Consider the following 17772-nt stretch of genomic DNA (forward strand, 5'->3'; position numbering starts at 1 on the left):
TCGGGGGGTGGGCCTTACGGGTGACGGCGGGTCAGATCGTGCGGAAGGCCAGCACCACGTTGTGGCCGCCGAAGCCGAACGAGTTGTTGATCGCGGCGATCGTGCCCTCCGGGAGCTCGCGGGGCTCGTCGCGGACGATGTTCGCGTCGACCTCCGGGTCCAGCTCGTCGACGTTGATCGTCGGCGGGGCAAGACGGTGGTGCAGCGCCAGGACCGTCGCCACGGTCTCGATGCCGCCCGCGCCACCCAGCAGGTGACCCGTCATCGACTTCGTCGCGGAGACCGCGACATGGTCCAGGTCGTCGCCCAGGACCTTGCGCAGCGCCTTGATCTCGGCGACGTCGCCCTGCGGCGTCGACGTGGCGTGCGCGTTGAGGTGGACGACCTCCGACGGCTTGAGGTCCGTCGAGTCGAGCAGGTTCTGCAGCGCCGTCGCGATGCCCCGCCCGGTCGGCTCGGGCTGCGCGATGTGGTGGCTGTCGGCCGACAGGCCCTGGCCGAGCACCTCGCAGTAGACCCGCGCGCCGCGCGCCTTCGCGTGCTCCTCGGACTCGAGGATCACGACACCCGCGCCCTCACCGAGCACGAAGCCGTCACGGCCCGTGTCGTACGGCCGCGAGGCCTTCGTCGGCTCGTCGTTGTTCTTGGACATCGCCATCATGTTGGCGAAGGCCGCGATCGGCAGCGGGTGGATCGCCGCCTCCGTGCCACCGGCCACGACCACGTCGGCCCGGCCGGTACGGATCATCTCGACCGCGTAACCGATCGCCTCGGCGCCCGACGCGCACGCGGAGACCGGGGTGTGCACGCCGGCCTGGGCGTTCACCTCAAGACCCACGTTGGCGGAGGGACTGTTCGGCATCAGCATCGGAACGGTGTGCGGGGAGACGCGGCGGACGCCCTTCTCCTTCAGCACGTCGTACTGGTCGAGCAGAGTCGTTACGCCGCCGATGCCGGAGGCGATGACGGCGCCGAGCCGCTCCGGCGCGATCTTCGCGTCCTCACCGGCCGGGGCCTCGTAGCCCGCGTCCGCCCACGCCTCGCGGGCCGCGATCAGCGCGAACTGCGCCGAGCGGTCCAGCTTGCGGGCGAGCGGCCGGGGCAGTACCTCGCCCGGGTCCACCGCGGCGGGCGCGGCGATCTGGACGGGCAGGTCGGCGAATCGTTCTCCCTCGAGGGGCTTGACGCCGGAGCGTCCCGCGATCAGACCTTCCCAGGTCGATGCGGAGTCGCCACCCAGCGGTGTGGTTGCGCCGATACCGGTGACGACCACGGTGCGATTGGTCGAGTTCACAGGAATTCTTTCTCCACGTGTGTGATGGTCGAATTACGGCGCCACCGCCGGGTGGCAGACCGAACAGCCAAGGACCGGATCAGTCCTGGTGCTTCAGGATGTAGTCGGTCGCGTCGCCGACCGTCTTGAGGTTCTTGACGTCCTCGTCCGGGATCTTGACCTCGAAGCGCTCCTCGGCGGCCACGACGACCTCGACCATGGACAGCGAGTCGACGTCCAGGTCGTCGGTGAAGGACTTGTCCAGCTGGACGTCCTCGACCGGAATGCCGGCGATCTCGTTGACGATCTCGGCGAGACCCTTGACGATCTCTTCCTGGGTGAAGGCCATGTTGGCGCTCCTTCTGCGATTGCTTTGGTAAAAGGGCTTCCGGAAGATCCGGTGTGCCTAGGGGAGAGTAACGACCGTCGCGGCGTAGACGAGACCCGCCCCGAAGCCGATGACGAGCGCGGTGTCGCCGCTCTTCGCCTTCCCGGTCGCCAGGAGCCGCTCCATCGCGAGCGGGATCGAGGCGGCCGAGGTGTTGCCGGTGGTCTCGACGTCACGGGCGACCGTGACGTGTTCCGGCAGCTTCAGAGTCTTCACCATCGAGTCGATGATCCGCATGTTCGCCTGGTGCGGAATGAAGACGTCCAGGTCGTCCGCCGAGATGCCGGCGGCGTCCAGCGCCTGCTGGGCGACCTTCGCCATCTCGAAGACGGCCCAGCGGAAGACCGCCTGACCCTCCTGCGTGATGGCGGGAAACTTGATCTCGCCCTGCTCGTTGAGGGGCAGCTTCGAGACATCGCCCACATGGAACTCGTTCCACGGGACGGTCTGCTTGATCGTCTCGGACTTGTCGCCCTCCGAACCCCAGACCGAGGGGCCGATGTGCGGCTCGTCGGAGGGGCCGACGACGACCGCGCCGGCGCCGTCGCCGAACAGGAAGGCCGTCGCGCGGTCCTCCAGGTCCGTCAGGTCGCTCAGCCGCTCGACCCCGATGACGAGCACGTACTCGGCCGAACCCTCGACGATCATGCCCTTGGCGAGCGTCAGGCCGTAGCCGAAGCCCGCGCAGCCGGCGGAGATGTCGAACGCGGCCGGCTTGCCGGCACCGATCTTGTCGGCGATCTCGGTGGCGACGGCCGGGGTCTGCTTGAAGTGCGAGACCGTGGAGACGATCACGGCGCCGATCTGCTCCGGGGCGATCCCCGCGTCCGCGAGGGCCTTGCCCGAGGCCTCGACCGACATCGCGGTCACGGTCTCCTCGGGCGAGGCCCAGTGACGGGTGGCGATACCGGAGCGCGAGCGGATCCACTCGTCGGACGAGTCGATCTTCTCGAGGATCACCTCGTTCGGCACGACACGGGTGGGGCGGTAGCCGCCGACACCCATGATCCGTGCGTACGGGGCGCCCTTGCTGGGCTTGATCTTCGACATGCTTCTCTCGGCTCCTATCGGGCTGCTGAAACGTCGGCGATCAGCGTGCGGGCCGCGTCGAGGTCGTCGGGGGTCTTCAGGGCGACCGTGCGGACACCCGGCAGAGCGCGCTTCGCGAGACCGGTCAGGGTGCCGCCGGGGCACACCTCGATCAGCGCGGTCGCGCCCAGCGCCTGGAAGGTCTCCATGCACAGGTCCCAGCGGACCGGGTTGGCGACCTGGCCGACGAGACGCGCGATGATCTCCGCGCCCTCGGTGACGACCTGGCCGTCCTTGTTCGACACGTAGCGCACGGTGGCGTCGGCGACGGTCAGCTCCTTCGCCGCCGCCTCCAGCTTCGCCACCGCGGGAGCCATGTGGTGCGTGTGGAACGCGCCGGCCACCTTGAGCGCGACGACCCGGCGTACGCCCTCGGGCTTGTCCGCCTCCAGGGCGGCCAGCTGCTCGAGGGTGCCGGCGGCCACGATCTGGCCGGCGCCGTTCACGTTGGCCGGGGTCAGGCCGAGCTTCTCGAGGTGCGGGACGGTCACCTCGGGGTCGCCGCCGAGCAGCGCGGACATGCCGGTCTCGGTGACGGCGGCGGCCTCGGCCATCGCCAGACCACGCGTCCGTACGAGACGCAGCGCGGCGGTGTCGTCGAGGACGCCGGCGAACGCGGCGGCGGTGATCTCACCGACGCTGTGGCCCGCGACGGCGCCGGGGGCCACCTCGCCGAGCGCGGCGGCGGACAGCAGTCCGGCGGCCACGAGCAGCGGCTGGGCCACGGCGGTGTCGCGGATCTCGTCCGCGTCGGCCTTCGTGCCGTAGTGGGCGAGGTCGAGCCCGATGGCCTCGGACCAGGCGGCCACACGGTCGGCGGCGCCGGGAAGTTCGAGCCAGGGAGTCAGGAAGCCGGGCGTCTGAGCGCCTTGGCCGGGAGCGACGAGTACGAGCACCCTCACACTCTCTCTTGGGGACGGCTCCGAGCGCCCGTGGGGACAAGGACGAAGAACCGTCGGGGGAATTGTCGGTGTTCGACAAAAGTCTAGGACTGCTGATCTCCGTCGGCCAAGCGTCCGAGGATGAGAGCGATCCGCAGCGTGAACGCGGAACGGACATCGGAGGGTGACCAGCCGGTGACGTCGGTCACACGTCGAAGCCGGTAGCGCACGGTGTTCGGGTGGACGAACAGCATCCGCGCGGCCCCCTCCAGGCTGCTCGCCTGCTCCAGATAGACACTCAGCGTTTCGAGGAGCGCCGACCCCGCTTCCTCCAGCGGTCTGTAGATCTCCTCCACCAGCTGCTCGCGGGCCGAAGGGTCGGACGCGATGGCGCGCTCCGGCAGCAGATCGTCCGCCAGAACCGGCCGGGGGGCGTCCTGCCAGGCCGAACACGCCTTGAGGCCCGCCGCCGCGGCCTGGGCGGACCGTGTCGCCGCGAGCAGATCGGGGACGATCGGTCCCGCGACCACCGGCCCGGCGGCGTACGGCCCGATCAGGGCCTTGGCCACCTGCAGCGGGTTGTCGCTGCCGCCGGCGATGACGACGAGCCGGTCGCCGAGGACGCCGGTGAGGACCTGGAGCTTGGCGTGCCGGGCGGCCCGCCGGATCGCCTCGACGGTCAGTTCGCTGTCCCCGTCGGGGGCGGTGCCGAGGACGACGCAGACGTGCTCGGGGGAGTTCCAGCCGAGGGCCGCGGCGCGGGAGACGGCGCCCTCGTCCGCCTCGCCGGAGAGGACCGCGTTCACCACGAGGGACTCCAGGCGGGCGTCCCAGGCACCACGGGCCTCCGCGGCCTGGGCGTAGACCTGGGCGGTCGCGAAGGCGATCTCGCGGGCGTAGACGAGAAGGGCCTCGCGCAGGATGGACTCGTCCCCGGGCGCCGCGACCTCCTCGATCGCGGTCTCCATCACCTCGATGGTGGTGCGGACCATCTCCACGGTCTGACGCAGCGTGATGGCGCGGGTCAGCTCGCGGGGGGCCGTGCCGAAGACGTCGGTGGAGATCGCCTGCGGCGTCTCGGGGTGCCGGAACCACTCGGTGAACGCCGCGATACCCGCCTGCGCGACCAGCCCGATCCACGACCGGTTCTCGGGCGGCATCGCCCGGTACCACGGCAGCGTCTCGTCCATGCGGGCAATGGCGTTGGCGGCGAGCCGCCCGGAGGACTGTTCGAGGCGCTTCAGGGTGGCGGAGTGCGGATGAGCGGCGTTCGTGGGTTCTGGCACGGGGACAAGACTGCCTTATCGGGACCGCCGAGTGCGGGGTCGGGGCCGTTTCCCCGGTCCGGGACAACGCCCCCGGCGGTTACGGTGAGCCCGTGATGAGCATTCAGCGGGCCGGGGAACGCTACCCGGGGGGCGACCCCGACGCCGGGATCGAGACCCGGCACGCGTTCTCCTTCGGGCGCCACTACGACCCGGGCAACCTCCGCTTCGGCGCCGTCCTCGCCTGCAACGAGGAGCGGCTCGCTCCCGGCGCCGGGTTCGCCGAGCACCCGCACAGCCACACCGAGATCGTCACCTGGGTCGTCGAGGGCGAGCTGACCCACCGCGACACGGCCGGTCACACCACCGTCGTCCGCCCCGGGGACGTCCAGCGGCTCAGCTCCGCGGCGGGCGTACGGCACGAGGAGCGCAACGACGGCGACGTGCCGCTGGTCTTCGTCCAGATGTGGCTCGCGCCCCTGGAGGCGGGCGGCGAGCCCTCGTACGAGATCGTCCGCGGCATCGCCGACTCCACTCCGTACGCCCTCCCGGAGGCGGCGGCGATGCTGCACGTGCGGCGCCTGGAGCCCGGCGAGCGCACCGCCGTCCCGGACGCCGACTTCGTGTACGCGCACGTGGTGCGGGGCACGGTCCGGCTGGCCGGCGAGGAGCTCGCCCCCGGCGACGCGGCCCGCCTCACCGCCACCAGGGACCTCGCGCTCCTGGCCACGTCCGACGCCGAGGTCCTCCTCTGGGAGATGCGGGCGCCGGCCTGACCGCCGCCCCACCGAAGGGCGCGTGCCTCAGCGCGCCAGCGCGCTCTTCGCGCGCCACTGCTCCCAGCTGACGTTCCACGCCCCGTAGCCGTTGCCCGGGGCCACCGTGCCCTTGGTGTCGGCGCCGGTGATCTCGAAGGGGTCGCCGGGCCGGACCGAGGCGTAGAAGGAGGCGGCGTCCGCGGCGCTCATGCCGATGCAGCCGGAGCTCATGTTCGCCCGGCCGAAGTACCGCGCGTTCCACGGCGCCGCGTGCGCGTACATCCCCGACCACGTGAGCCGCATCGAGTGGTCGACCATCTTGTCGTAGGCGTCGCCGAGGCCGACCGTCTCCGAGTTCATGTTGATCGTGCCCTCCTTCGCCATCAGGACCGCCGTCCCGCGCCACGACCGCTTGTCGCCGCCCGGGGTGCCGCCGGAGACGAGGATCGTGCGCACCGCGCGGCCGTCCCGCTCGACGGTGAGCCGCTTGCGGTCCAGGTCGACCTTGACCACCCGGGCCGTGGCGTCGACGGTGAACCCGCTGCGGTAGTCGCGCGTGAACCAGCCGCCGCCCGAGTCCGTCCCGTCGAGCGTGGCGTCGAGGGTCACCTTCGTGCCCGGCTTCCAGTACGCGCGGGGCCGCCAGTCCACCCGGTCCCTGCCCGACCAGTCCTTCAGCCAGCCCCACGAGCCCTCGGTGCCGTTGGAGGTGGTGACCTTCAACTGCCGCTCCACGTCGGCCTTGTGGGTGACCGGCCGGTCGAAGACGATCGACAACGGCTGGGCGATGCCCACGGTCGTGTTCTTGCCGGGCGCCAGTGTCAGCTTGTTGACCCGGTCCGCCTCGGGGATCGAGAAGCTCGACCGGGAGGTCGTCTCCCGCCCGCCGGCGGAGCGCGCGGTGATCTCCACCGTGTACGAGGTGCCCGGCGCGGCCTTGCGGTCGGAGACCCACGAGGCCCCGCCGACAGCGGTACGGCCCGCGAGCACACCGCCGTCCGCGTCGGCCACCTTCACCACCGCGAGGGTGCCGTCCGTCGCCGTCACGGTCACCGGCCGGCCGGCCGCCGGCGGGGCCACGGTCACCTTCGCCGGGCGGTCCTCGGCGGGGGCGGCCGAGCGGGGCGGGGCCTCGGTCACCGTTCCGGCCGAGCAGGCGGTGAGCGCCAGGGCCGAGACGGCCGTCAGCAGGAACAGGGGTATGCGGGTGCGCAGCACGGAACAGACCTCCGCAGCAGGAGAGGAAGAAAAGGTGGGATGTCCCGGACTCTAGGCCGCCGCCGAGGCCTCGCACCCGGTCCGGCGGCTCTGTGACAACGGCTGCGGAGAAACGGTCATGGTCCGGTCACATTCCCCGCTCGGACCGGTCACGACCGGCTGTGAGCCTGCTGTGCGCCCCACCACCGAACGGGGCGGAACCAGGAGGCTTCCGTTGTGTCAGCGCTGCTCGTGACGGCCGCACCCGCCCCCGCGCTACGGCTGGGACCCGTCACCCCCGAGGCGTACCGCGCCTTCCTCGCCGCCCGCTCCACCGGACCGGACGGGCCCAGCTTCCTCCAACTCCCCGCCTGGGCCCGGGTGAAGGACGGATGGCACCACCAACTCGTCGGATGGGGCCCGGAGTCCGGCGAGCTCACCGGCGTCGCCCTCGTCCTGCTCCGCCCCTTCCCCGGCACCCGCAAGTGCTTCGCCTACCTCCCCGAGGGACCGGTCGCCGACTGGGCCGCCCCCCGCCTCGACGGCTGGCTCGACCCCCTCCTGAAGCACCTGCGGGCCTCCGGCGCCTTCGCCGTACGCATCGGGCCCGGCCCCGCGTTCCGCCGCTGGAGCGCCGCCACCCTCAAGGCGAGCACCGGCCCCGGCCGACGCCTCGCCGACGTCCTGGCGAGCGAGGTCGACCCGCTCGGCACCGCCGTCGCCGAACGGCTCAGAGCCCGCGGCTGGCGCCGCTGCGGCGGTGAGTCGGAGGACGGCGCCGACGCCCAGCCCCGCTTCGTCTACCAAATCCCCCTCACCGGCCGCAGCTCCGAAGACCTGTGGACCGGCCTCAACCAGGAGTGGCGCCGCAACGTCCGCAAGGCCCGCAAGTCCGGCGTCGAGATCACCGTCGGCTCGGCGGCCGACCTGCCCGCGTTCCACCGGCTCCTGCGCGTCACCGAGGAGCGCGACGGCTTCCGGCTCGGCCGCTCCCTCGCGTACTACGAGCGTCAGTACGCCGTCCTCAACGCCGAGCACCCCGGCCGGATGAAGCTCTACCTGGCCCGCCACGAGGGCGAGATCCTCGCCGCCCACACCATGATCACGGTCGGTCGGCGGGTCTGGTACCAGACCGGCGCCTCCGCCGACCACCGCCGCGAGGTCCGCCCCTCCAACGCCCTGCAGTGGCGCATGATGCTCGACGCGCACGCACTCGGGGCCGACGTCTACGACCTGCGCGGGGTACCCTCCACCCTCGATCCGGACGACCGCGCCCACGGGCTGCTGCGCTGGAAGCTCGGCACCGGCGGTCAGGTCGTCGAGACACTGGGGGAGTGGGAGATTCCGTTGCAGGGCACGACCAACCACGCGCTGTACCGCGCCTTCCAGGCGTATCTGGCCCGCCGGTGACGGCGACGCTCGCCGAGCCCCCCGCCAAGGCCGCCTCCGTGCTGCGCAGCGGCGCGCTGATGGCCGCCGGCTCGCTGGTCTCGCGCGCCACCGGCTTCGTACGCTCCGCGATCGTCGCGGCGGCCATCGGCACGGGTTTCGTCGCCGACGGGTACGCGCTCGGCAACTCCGTCCCCACGATCGTCTACATGCTGCTGCTCGGCGGCGCGCTCAACGCCGTCTTCGTGCCCGAGCTCGTGAAGGCGGCCAGGGAACACGAGGACGGAGGCCGGGCCTACACCGACCGCCTCCTCACCGTCTGCCTGCTCGCCCTCACCGTCCTGACCGCCGCCGCCGTCCTCGCGGCGCCCGCGATCGTCGACGCGTACACCGACTACACCGGCTCGCAGCGCACGATGACCGTCGCCTTCGCCCGCTCCTGCCTGCCGCAGATCCTCTTCCTCGGGCTCTTCACCCTGCTCGGCCAGGTTCTCAACGCGCGGGGCAGGTTCGGGGCGATGATGTGGACGCCGGTCCTCAACAACGTCGTCGTGGTCGCCGTCTTCGCCCTCTTCCTGGCCGTCTCCGACGGCGGCGAACTCACCCCCGGCGAGACCGCGCTCCTCGGTTGGGGCACCACCGCGGGCATCGCTCTCCAGGCCCTCGCCCTCCTGCCCTCCCTGAGGGCTGCCCGCTTCCGCTGGCGCCCCCGCTTCGACTGGCGCGGCAGCGGCCTCACCGCCCCCCTGCGCGCGGCGGGCTGGCTGGTCCTCCTCGTCCTCACCAACCAGGCGGCGTACTGGGTGACCACCAAGGTCGCGACGGCGGCCGGCCAGCTCGCCGAGGGCGCCGGGCTCAGCGCGTACAACAACGCCTACCAGCTGTGGACCGTCCCGCACGGCATCATCACCGTCGCCCTCGTCACCGCCCTGCTTCCCCGCATGAGCGGCGCGGCCGCCGAGGGCGACCTCGCGGGGGTGCGCCGCGACGTGGCCTACGCCCAGCGCACCAGCGCGGCGGCGGTCGTCCCGGCCGCCTGCGCCCTCTTCGCCCTCGCGGTGCCGGTGATCGGCACGGTCTACCAGTACGGGCGCACCGACGGCTCCGCCGTCCGCTCCATGGCCTGGATCCTGATGGCCCTCGCCCCCGGCCTCGTCGCCCTCTCCGGCCAGTACGTCTGCACCCGCGCCTTCTACGCGCTCCGCGACACCCGCACCCCCTTCCTCCTGAACCTGGTCATCGCGGGCCTCAACGCACTGGGCGCCGTCCTCGCCCACCGGCTGCTGCCGCCCGAGTGGGCGGTCGCGGGCATGGCCGCGGGCTACTCGCTGGCCCTGTGGGCGGGCTGGGGCCTGACGGCGTACGTCCTGGGACGACGGCTGAAGAACGCCGAAGGTACGGGCGGGGCCGCCTGCGCCGACGGTACGGGCGGGGCCGCCGACGCGCTCGTACGCCTCCTCACCGCCGCCGTACCCGCCGCCGGCTTCGGGCTCCTCACCGCGGACCTGACCACCCCGGCGGGCCCGGTCGCGTCCGGCCTGGCGGGCGCGCTCGCGATCGTCGCCGTCTTCGCCCTCCTGGCCCGCCCGCTGCGCCTCACGGAGGTCCAGGCGCTGCTCGGGGCCGGCTCGGCCCGCGCCCGCCGCCTCATACGACGAGGTGGCTGACCCGGCTGCCGTGCGGGCCCCCTCGGGACCCCGCGGTCCCGCCCGTCCCGTCCCCTTCCGACCTTGGGATACTCCACAGATGCCACGCGTGCTCCTCATCGAAGACGACCCCTCCGTCCGCGAAGGCGTCGAGCTAGGGCTCCGGCGCCGCGGGCACGAGGTGCGGACCGCCGCGACCGGGGAGGCCGGCCTCGCCGCGCTCGACGAGTTCCGCCCCGAGCTGCTCCTCCTCGACCTGATGCTGCCGGGCATGAACGGCGTCCAGGTCTGCCGCCGGGTCCGCGAGACCAGCCAGCTGCCGATCATCATGCTCACCGCCCGCGGCGACGACTTCGACGTCGTCATCGGCCTGGAAGCCGGCGCCGACGACTACATCGTCAAACCCGCCCGCACCGAGGTCATCGAGGCCCGCATCCGCGCCGTGCTGCGCCGCATCGAGGAGCCCGGCGGCGGCCGGCCGGCGGTCGAGTTCCACGGGGAACTGGCCATCGACCGGGCCGGACTCGCCGTCTCCAAGAACGGCGAGCGCCTGGCCCTCGCGCCGTCCGAGCTGAAACTGCTCCTGCACCTCACGGCCGCCCCCGAGCAGGTCTTCAGCCGCCAGCAGCTCCTCGAACACGTCTGGGAGCACAGCTTCCACGGCGACGCCCGGCTGGTCGACGCCTGCGTCAGCCGCCTGCGGAACAAGATCGAGGACACCCCGGGCGAACCCCGCTACATACAGACACTGCGCGGCTTCGGCTACCGCTTCGGACCGCTGTGAAAGCCTTCGCGAGCGAGGAGCCCCGCAGTGCCCGGGCCCGGGCCCGAGGCCGCCGCCCCCGCGCCTTCGGGCTCCGCACCCGCCTCGTCCTCGCCTTCCTCCTCGTCGCCGCCGCCGGCTGCGGCACCACCGCCGCGCTCACCTACCGGGCCGCTCGCAACGCCATCCTCGAACAGACCCAGGACATCGCCGTCTCCCACTTCCGGGAACAGGTCCAGAACGTCCAGGTCGGGCTGCCCGTCGACCGCGAGGTGCTCCAGGACGCGGTCCGTCAGATCGCCCGCCAGGGAAAGCCGCGCCCCTGGCGGGTCTTCGCCGAGTACGGCACCCTCCGCGTCTCCTCCACCACCAGCCCCACCTCCACCGTGGTCACCCCCGCCCTGCGCCGGACCGCCCTCAGCGCACCGCACGGCACCTTCCAGCGGGTCGTCAGCGCCGGCAAGCCGTGGCTCACCGTCGCCCTCCCGATCGTCTTCACACCGGGCGAGGAGAGCGGCGGGACCCGCCCCACCGGCCTCGTCCTCTACGCCGTGATGGAACTGGACGTGGAGGAGGCCAACACCCGGGCCATGGTCACCGCCGCCCGCGACGGCGTCCTGCCCGCCCTCGCCGTGGCGCTGATCCCCGCCCTGCTCGCCGCCCGCAGCGTGCTGCGCCCCGTACGGGACCTGCGGCGGGCCGCCCGCAGCATGGGCGAGGGCAGGCTCGACACCCGGATCCCGGTGAAGGGCGGCGACGAACTCGCCGAGCTGGCCCAGACCTTCAACGAGTCAGCCGCCGAGCTCGAACGCTCCGTCGTCGAGCTGCGCCAGGCCGAGGCCCGCGCCCGCCGTTTCGCCTCCGACGTCTCCCACGAACTGCGCACCCCGCTCGCGGGCATGCTCGCCGTCACCGAGGTCCTCGACGAGGACGCGGCCGGACTCGACCCCGACACCGCCGCGGCCGTCCGGCTGATCAGCTCCGAGACCGGCAAACTCGCCGTCCTCGTCGAGGACCTGATGGAGATATCCCGGTTCGACGCGCGCGCCGCCGAACTCCACACCGACGAGGTGGACGTGGCCGAGACCATCCGCCGAACGCTGCTGAGCCGGCGGTGGACGGACCCGGCGCAGATCGTCACCGACCTGCCCCACGGCATCCGCGCCCGGCTCGATCCGCGCCGTTTCGACGTGGTGATCGCCAACCTCGTCGGCAACGCCCTGCGCCACGGCCGCCCGCCGGTCACCGTCCGGCTCTCCACCGAGTTCCGCGCGCACGACGCGAGAACCTGGCTCGTCACCGAGGTCGCCGACCGGGGCCCGGGCATCGACCCCGACGTGCTGCCGCACGTCTTCGACCGCTTCTACAAGGCCGATCAGGCCCGTACCCGCTCGGCCGGCAGCGGACTCGGACTCGCGATCACCCTGGAGAACGTACGGCTGCACGGCGGCACGGTCCGCGCCACGAACGGCCCCTCGGGCGGCGCCGTGTTCGTCGTCGAGATGCCGGTGACGGCGGGACGGGAGGAGGAGGCATGAGACGCATGAGACGGATGCGCGGGGCTCTCGTCCCGGCAGCGCTGCTCCTCGCCGCCACCGGCTGCGGCATCCAGCAGACCGACGTGGTCGAGGCCGGCGGCGGTGCGACCGTCACCGTCATCCCGCCGGGCGGGCAGCGGATGCTGCTCTTCCTCGTCGACAGCGACGGGAGGGTGCGGCCGGTCGCCCGGTCGATGGGCGACCCGCTGGTGCACTGGGACACCGGCCCCAGCAGCGGCACGGTGAGGCAGGGGACACCTATCGAAACGGAGAACCCCGGCGGCTCGGGCTCCGAGGCGGCCCTGGGAGAGGCCCGTACGGGGGCCGGCAAGGCGCTCGTCGTCCTGACCATCGGGCCGACCGACGCCGAACGGGACGCCGGTCTCGGCTCCCGGCTGCCCGACACCGGACGGTCCCCGGTCACGATCCTCAAGCAGGCCACCAAGGGCGGCAAGACCTGGATCACGACCTCGATGCCCGTCCGCAACCTGGATCCGCTCGCCGTTCAGCAGCTCGTCTGCACGATCGCGTACGCCGAGAACCCCACCGCCCCACCGGAGGTCGTCCTGGGCGGCCCCGACGGCGAACTCCCGGCGGCCCGCTGCGAGTAGCGGGCCAGGCGCCTTCAGAGGGTGCCGGAGCCCGCCGCCCGCAGCTCCGCGAGGACCGCGTCCGTGAACGGCGGCCACGCCTCCACCGCCCAGGCCCCGAAGGGCCGGTCGGTCAGCGCCACGCACGCGGCGCGGGCGTCCGGGTCGATCCACAGGAAGGTGCCGGACTGCCCGAAGTGCCCGAACGTCCGAGGCGAGGACGAGCCCCCCGTCCAGTGCGGCGACTTACCGTCCCGGATCTCGAAGCCGAGCCCCCAGTCGTTGGGCCGCTGATGTCCGTAGCCCGGCAGGATGCCGGTCAGACCGGGGTACGCCACCGTCATCGCGTCGAGCACCGTGCGCGCGTCGAGCAGCCGGGGCGCCTGCACCTCCGCCGCGAACCGCGCCAGGTCGTCGACGGTCGAGACGGCGTCCTTGGCGGGCGAGCCCTCAAGCGTCGTCGACACCATCCCCAGCGGCTCCAGGACCGCCTGGCGCAGATAGTCGGCGAAGGGGATGTCCGTCGCCTTGGCGACATGGTCGCCGAGCACCTCGAACCCGGTGTTGGAGTAGATCCGGCGGGTGCCGGGCGCGGCCGTCACCCGCGGCTCGTCGAAGGCGAGGCCCGAGGTGTGGGCCAGCAGGTGGCGGACGGTCGCGCCCTCCGGCCCGGCGGGCTCGTCGAGGTCGATCGCCCCCTCCTCGTACGCGACGAGGACGGCGTACGCCGCCAGCGGCTTGGTGACCGAGGCGAGCGGGAACCGCTGCCCGGTGGGGCCGTGGGACCCGGCCAGGGTGCCGTCCGCGCGCACGACGGCGGCGGCCGCGGTGGGGACGGGCCAGTTCTCGATCATCGCCAGGCTCTGCATGCAGCCGAGCCTACTTGCTTCGAGTGCACTCGAAGGTTCTAGCGTGGGGGTCATGAGCGTGATCGAAAGCACGACCCGCCCCGAGGGGAAGGACCGTTACACGATCAGCGAGGTGGCCGCACTGACCGGCCTCTCGGCGCACACCCTGCGCTGGTACGAGCGGATCGGGCTGATGCCGCACGTGGACCGGTCGCACACCGGGCAGCGCCGCTTCAGCGAACGCGACCTGCACTGGCTGGCCTTCGTCGGCAAGCTCCGGCTGACCGGGATGCCGGTGGCCGCGATGGTGCGGTACGCGGAGCTGGTGCGGGAGGGCGAGCACACGTCGGCCGAGCGCCGCGAACTCCTGGAGACCACCCGGCGGGACGTGCTGTCCAGGATCGCCGAGCTCCAGGACACCCTCGCGGTGCTCGACATCAAGATCAGCCACTACGGAGAGCAATGCGGAGGTACGACCCGATGAGCAGGATCGCGACGGTACGTCTGGGCACGGACGGTCCGGAGATCGGCGTCCAGGGCTTCGGCGCCATGGGCATCAGCGAGTTCTACGGCGACACGGACGAGGCGGCCGCCCGCGACACCCTCGACGCGGCCCTGGAGGCCGGCGTCACGCTGATCGACACGGCCGACACCTACGGCCAGGGCGCCAACGAGGAGTTCCTCGCCCCGTTCGTCGCCGCCCACCGCGACGAGATCACCCTGGCCACCAAGTTCGCCATCGAACGGCGGCCCGACGACCCGCACCACCGGGGCATCCGCAACGACCCCGCGTACATCCGGAAGGCGGCCGAGGCCAGCCTGCGCCGCCTCGGCGTCGACACCATCGACCTCTACTACATGCACCGGCGCGACCCGGCGGTCCCGCTCGCCGAGTCCGTCGGCGCGATGGCCGAACTCGTACGGGAGGGCAAGGTCAAGCAGCTCGGCCTGAGCGAGGTGACCGGCGCCGAGCTGCGCGAGGCGCACGCCGTCCACCCGATCGCGGCCCTGCAGTCGGAGTGGTCGCTCTTCTCCCGCGACGTGGAGCGCAGCGCGGTCGCCGCCGCGGCCGAGCTCGGCGTGACGTTCGTGCCGTACTCGCCGCTGGGCCGGGGCTTCCTCACCGGTGCGTTCGCGGACGCCTCGAAGGACCTCTCGGGCAGCGACTTCCGCCGGTTTCAACCGCGCTTCAGCGGCGAGAACGCGGAGCGGAACGCGGCCCTCCTCGCCCCCGTCCACAAGATCGCGGCCGCCCACGGGGCGACGGCGGCGCAGATCGCCCTCGCCTGGGTGCAGCAGCGGTCCTCCGTGCACGGCCTGACCGTCGTCCCCATCCCCGGCACCCGGAAGCGGAGCCGCCTGGAGGAGAACGCGGCGGCCACCCGGATCACCCTGACCGACGCGGAACTGGCGGAGCTGGAGCCGATCGCCGCGGAGGTGGCGGGCGACCGCTACCCGGACATGACCTTCACCTCGGCGGCCCGGGAGGGCTGAGGGGAGAGGTCCGTCGGCGGCGGGCACCGAGGGGCGCGGGCCGCTCACGCCAGGCCGAGCGCGAAGACCGCGAAGCCCGCCGCGAGCAGCCCCGCCGCCGCCCGTGGGGCCGGGCCGGTGCGCGCCCACGGGGACTCGAAACCGCGCGCGTACCGCCCGATCAGCACCAGCAGCCCGGCGAAGAGCGGCATCCAGGCGAGCCGGGCGAGAATCCAGCCCACCGTGTCCGGCGCCCCGACGAGCCCCGGGACCTCACCCGCGTACGACGCCGGGATGGCGGCGGCGAGCATCGCCGTCTGGTGCCAGCACAGGATCGTCATCGCGGACAGGTTGACGACCACGACCGGCGCCCACAGCGCGGGCCGCTTCAGCAGCCGGCCCAGCCGGTCGCGCAGCAGGATCGCCAGACCGCTCTGGGCGGCGGCGAGGGCCAGCACGAGGAGCGACGGCGGGTGGGAGTTGGTGCGCGCCTCGCCGGGCACGCCGACCATCGACGTGGGGTAGCCGAAGAAGAGCAGCAGGGCGGCGAAGAGGGCCGCGCCGCCGAGCAGCAGAGCCCAGGCGTGCCGCCTGGTGACCCGGCCCTCGCCCCAGGAGACACCGAGCTGATAGGCGAAGAGCCAGCCGGGCAGGATGGTGAGGACGCCCAGCCAGGAGGGCATGGCCTCGGCGTACGGTCCGTAGCGCAGGAAGTCGACGACGGCGACCGAACCGAGCAGCGGGGCGGCCGCCCACGCGCCGGCCCGGCGGGCGGCGCGGACGCAGAGCGGGGTCAGGGCGGTCACGACCGTATAGACGCCGACGAACCAGAGCGGCTGGACGACGAGGGTGGACGCCGTCCGCAGGGTGTCGCCCGGCACGCCGAAGCCGTAGTGGAGCAGGGGCAGCAGCGCGGCCCACACGGCGGTGACCCCGAGCACCGGCCGGCCGAGCCGGGCGAGCCTCCCCTTGAGCCACGCGCCGGTGGAGCCCCTCCGCCTCCGGTACGACAGGACGGAGGCGTAACCGCCGACCAGGAAGAAGATCCCCAGCATCTGCAGGATCCAGCTGACCGGGGCGAGCCCGGCGAAGGCCGAGAGCGGGCTGGCGTTGTGGAGGGCCCCGTCGGAGGAGAGCGTGAACCCGCCGAGGAGCCAGTGCCCGGTCGGCACGGCGAGCAGGGCGAGGGCGCGCAGCCCGTCGACGGCGCGGTCGCGGTGGGCGGGCGTGCGCGCCTCGATCGTCGCGACGACCTTCGTCATCGTGCTCATCGGACGTCACCGCGGGCGATGGCGGCGAAGGTACGGAGGGACTGGGTGCCGGCACCGAAGTAGCCGTCGTGGCCACGGGCGTCGCCGGCCGGCACGCGGCGGGCCCCGAAGCCGGGCCCGGTGGGGTCCTCGCCGTGCCCGAGCCCCGCGAACTCGACGTTCGGGATCCGGTCGATCCAGTCGGAGGGATCCTTGGCGGCCCAGACCCGGGCGGAGGTGTTCAGCTCGGCGACGTTCCCGGCGCGCATGCCGGGGGAGCCGAAGACGACGAGGTCCTTCGCCTGGAGGGCGTGCGCGGCGAGGCCGCAGACGACGGAGCCGTAGCTGTGGCAGAAGAGGGAGGGGGCGGGGGCGCCGACGGCCGCGAGGCCGTCGGTCAGCCGGGTCAGCCGCTCGGCCCCGACCTCGGCGAGGTCGCCGGTGGCGGCGTCGAGCCCGACGCCGACGGGGGTGGTGTAGCCGGCCCAGGCGATGACGGCGGTGGAGTCGCCGGCCGCGCGGCGCAGGGCGTCCGCCATGTCCGTGAGCGGCTTGCTGTTGCCGGCGTCGATGTCGGACCCTGGCACGACGACGGCGATGTGCCGGGCCCGCGCCAGGTCCCCCCGGACGAGGGCGATCTGCCCCCGGCCGCGCGGATCGTACGCGAGCACCCGCTGCCCGGCGTACCGCGGCCCCGCGGCCTTGGCGTTGGCCTCGAACCGGAGGTGAAGGGGCGCGCCGTCCAGGTTGCCGACGACGGAGGGGTGTTCGCGCACGAGCTCCCGCTGCCGGGCGGGGCTCAAGCCCCCGAAGAACGCGGCCACTTCGTCGGCGCTCATACCCTCCGGCTCGGGCAACCCCTCCGCCCGCCACCCCTCGACCCCGACCGGCGCCCCACTCACAGCCTGCTGAGCCCTCCCGGACGCCCACCCCGCCGTCCCCGCGACCACGGTGGTGGCGAGCGCGGCGGCGACCAACGTCCTTGCGTAGCGGCGCATATGGCGGCCCTCCCTCTTCCCTCTCGGTGTCTCTCGTCCTGGCGAGAGGAAGGTAGAAAGAAGACGCCTGCCGACACGTCACACCGGGGAGCCAACTCCGGCCTCATACCGCAGTAGGGCCGGGAGGGGGGAGGGACCCCCGGGAGAGGGTGGGGCTTTCCCCCGGAGCGGGACGCCGGGGCCGGAGAAGGCCTCACCGGCTTTCCCCTGGGGGGCGTCGGGGCCAGGCGAAGCCCCAGCCCCGCCCCGGGGACGCGTCGGAGCCGGGGGAGCCCGCCCGTCGCTCGGGGGCGATGGCCGTGGCCCCCCGCCCTGGGGACGCGTCGGAGCTGGGGAAGTCCGCCCGTCGCCGGGGGCGTCGGGGCCGGAGACCCGCCATCACCCGGGGGCGGCGGAGTTGGGGGAAAACCCGCCCCTCACCCGGGG

General features: G+C 73.0%; 17 protein-coding genes. 8 read left to right on the forward strand and 9 right to left on the reverse strand.

What is annotated here, in order from left to right; genetic code table 11:
- Window positions 1-31: 31 nt before the first annotated feature.
- From fabF to fasR, 5 genes are all read right to left on the reverse strand, one after another.
- Entirely contained in the window at window positions 32-1294 is a 1263-nt protein-coding gene (gene fabF, locus ACF06X_RS02820) for a beta-ketoacyl-ACP synthase II (protein ID WP_392285371.1), read from the reverse strand.
- Between the two features lie 79 nt (window positions 1295-1373).
- Window positions 1374-1622, reverse strand: a complete 249-nt coding sequence (locus tag ACF06X_RS02825; RefSeq protein WP_392285372.1) for an acyl carrier protein — start codon at window positions 1620-1622, stop codon at window positions 1374-1376.
- Between the two features lie 57 nt (window positions 1623-1679).
- On the reverse strand, window positions 1680-2711 hold the full coding sequence (locus ACF06X_RS02830; RefSeq protein WP_392285373.1) for a ketoacyl-ACP synthase III: 1032 nt from the start codon (window positions 2709-2711) through the stop codon (window positions 1680-1682).
- Between the two features lie 14 nt (window positions 2712-2725).
- On the reverse strand, window positions 2726-3646 hold the full coding sequence (locus tag ACF06X_RS02835; protein WP_392285374.1) for an ACP S-malonyltransferase: 921 nt from the start codon (window positions 3644-3646) through the stop codon (window positions 2726-2728).
- An 89-nt stretch (window positions 3647-3735) separates the two neighbouring features.
- On the reverse strand, window positions 3736-4917 hold the full coding sequence (fasR, locus tag ACF06X_RS02840; RefSeq protein WP_392285375.1) for a fatty acid biosynthesis transcriptional regulator FasR: 1182 nt from the start codon (window positions 4915-4917) through the stop codon (window positions 3736-3738).
- A 95-nt stretch (window positions 4918-5012) separates the two neighbouring features.
- Between fasR and ACF06X_RS02845 the strand changes: the two genes are divergently transcribed.
- Entirely contained in the window at window positions 5013-5672 is a 660-nt protein-coding gene (locus ACF06X_RS02845; protein ID WP_392285949.1) for a pirin family protein, read from the forward strand.
- Window positions 5673-5699: 27 nt separating this feature from the next.
- Here the strand turns inward: ACF06X_RS02845 and ACF06X_RS02850 are convergent, their stop codons facing one another.
- Entirely contained in the window at window positions 5700-6872 is a 1173-nt protein-coding gene (locus ACF06X_RS02850) for an Ig-like domain-containing protein (protein WP_392285376.1), read from the reverse strand.
- A 216-nt stretch (window positions 6873-7088) separates the two neighbouring features.
- On the opposite strand from ACF06X_RS02850, the gene ACF06X_RS02855 reads away from it, so the two are divergent.
- From ACF06X_RS02855 to ACF06X_RS02875, 5 genes are all read left to right on the forward strand, one after another.
- On the forward strand, window positions 7089-8261 hold the full coding sequence (locus tag ACF06X_RS02855; protein ID WP_392285377.1) for a lipid II:glycine glycyltransferase FemX: 1173 nt from the start codon (window positions 7089-7091) through the stop codon (window positions 8259-8261).
- Window positions 8258-9907, forward strand: coding sequence for a murein biosynthesis integral membrane protein MurJ (murJ, locus tag ACF06X_RS02860; RefSeq protein ID WP_392285378.1), 1650 nt, complete (start codon window positions 8258-8260; stop codon window positions 9905-9907). The genes ACF06X_RS02855 and murJ overlap by 4 nt, the downstream gene beginning before the upstream one ends.
- Window positions 9908-9986: 79 nt before the next feature.
- Window positions 9987-10670: a response regulator gene (locus tag ACF06X_RS02865; RefSeq protein ID WP_392285379.1), complete on the forward strand. Its 684-nt coding sequence runs from the start codon at window positions 9987-9989 to the stop codon at window positions 10668-10670.
- Window positions 10667-12187, forward strand: coding sequence for an ATP-binding protein (locus ACF06X_RS02870; protein ID WP_392285380.1), 1521 nt, complete (start codon window positions 10667-10669; stop codon window positions 12185-12187). The genes ACF06X_RS02865 and ACF06X_RS02870 overlap by 4 nt, the downstream gene beginning before the upstream one ends.
- Window positions 12184-12798 carry a hypothetical protein gene (locus ACF06X_RS02875; RefSeq protein WP_392285381.1) on the forward strand — a complete coding sequence of 205 codons (615 nt, stop codon included), beginning with the start codon at window positions 12184-12186 and terminating at the stop codon, window positions 12796-12798. Before ACF06X_RS02870 ends, ACF06X_RS02875 begins: the two co-directional genes overlap by 4 nt.
- A gap of 14 nt (window positions 12799-12812) precedes the next feature.
- Here the strand turns inward: ACF06X_RS02875 and ACF06X_RS02880 are convergent, their stop codons facing one another.
- Window positions 12813-13646: a serine hydrolase domain-containing protein gene (locus tag ACF06X_RS02880; RefSeq protein ID WP_392285382.1), complete on the reverse strand. Its 834-nt coding sequence runs from the start codon at window positions 13644-13646 to the stop codon at window positions 12813-12815.
- Between the two features lie 52 nt (window positions 13647-13698).
- On the opposite strand from ACF06X_RS02880, the gene ACF06X_RS02885 reads away from it, so the two are divergent.
- Both ACF06X_RS02885 and ACF06X_RS02890 read left to right on the forward strand, forming a co-directional pair.
- Complete coding sequence (locus tag ACF06X_RS02885) at window positions 13699-14109, forward strand: MerR family transcriptional regulator (protein ID WP_392285383.1); 411 nt, start codon at window positions 13699-13701, stop codon at window positions 14107-14109.
- Entirely contained in the window at window positions 14106-15119 is a 1014-nt protein-coding gene (locus ACF06X_RS02890; RefSeq protein WP_392285384.1) for an aldo/keto reductase, read from the forward strand. Before ACF06X_RS02885 ends, ACF06X_RS02890 begins: the two co-directional genes overlap by 4 nt.
- Before the next feature lie 44 nt (window positions 15120-15163).
- Here ACF06X_RS02890 and ACF06X_RS02895 read toward each other — a convergent pair whose 3' ends face one another.
- Both ACF06X_RS02895 and ACF06X_RS02900 read right to left on the reverse strand, forming a co-directional pair.
- Window positions 15164-16369 carry an acyltransferase gene (locus ACF06X_RS02895; protein ID WP_392285385.1) on the reverse strand — a complete coding sequence of 402 codons (1206 nt, stop codon included), beginning with the start codon at window positions 16367-16369 and terminating at the stop codon, window positions 15164-15166.
- Window positions 16366-17346: an alpha/beta hydrolase gene (locus ACF06X_RS02900; RefSeq protein ID WP_392285386.1), complete on the reverse strand. Its 981-nt coding sequence runs from the start codon at window positions 17344-17346 to the stop codon at window positions 16366-16368. The genes ACF06X_RS02895 and ACF06X_RS02900 overlap by 4 nt, the downstream gene beginning before the upstream one ends.
- Window positions 17347-17772 lie beyond the last annotated feature (426 nt).

Origin of the sequence: Streptomyces sp. NPDC015346, assembly GCF_043078785.1 — a bacterium.
In the GTDB taxonomy this organism is placed as follows: Bacteria; Actinomycetota; Actinomycetes; order Streptomycetales; family Streptomycetaceae; genus Streptomyces.

Excerpts from the sequence above, each read along its gene's own strand:
- ACF06X_RS02900 (WP_392285386.1), bottom strand. The coding sequence starts at position 17,346 with ATGCGCCGCTACGCAAGGACGTTGGTCGCCGCCGCGCTCGCCACCACC.
- ACF06X_RS02830 (WP_392285373.1), bottom strand. The coding sequence starts at position 2,711 with ATGTCGAAGATCAAGCCCAGCAAGGGCGCCCCGTACGCACGGATCATG.
- ACF06X_RS02825 (WP_392285372.1), bottom strand. The coding sequence starts at position 1,622 with ATGGCCTTCACCCAGGAAGAGATCGTCAAGGGTCTCGCCGAGATCGTC.
- ACF06X_RS02845 (WP_392285949.1), top strand. The coding sequence starts at position 5,013 with ATGAGCATTCAGCGGGCCGGGGAACGCTACCCGGGGGGCGACCCCGAC.
- ACF06X_RS02895 (WP_392285385.1), bottom strand. The coding sequence starts at position 16,369 with ATGAGCACGATGACGAAGGTCGTCGCGACGATCGAGGCGCGCACGCCC.
- ACF06X_RS02865 (WP_392285379.1), top strand. The coding sequence starts at position 9,987 with ATGCCACGCGTGCTCCTCATCGAAGACGACCCCTCCGTCCGCGAAGGC.
- ACF06X_RS02890 (WP_392285384.1), top strand. The coding sequence starts at position 14,106 with ATGAGCAGGATCGCGACGGTACGTCTGGGCACGGACGGTCCGGAGATC.
- ACF06X_RS02885 (WP_392285383.1), top strand. The coding sequence starts at position 13,699 with ATGAGCGTGATCGAAAGCACGACCCGCCCCGAGGGGAAGGACCGTTAC.
- ACF06X_RS02880 (WP_392285382.1), bottom strand. The coding sequence starts at position 13,646 with ATGCAGAGCCTGGCGATGATCGAGAACTGGCCCGTCCCCACCGCGGCC.
- ACF06X_RS02875 (WP_392285381.1), top strand. The coding sequence starts at position 12,184 with ATGAGACGCATGAGACGGATGCGCGGGGCTCTCGTCCCGGCAGCGCTG.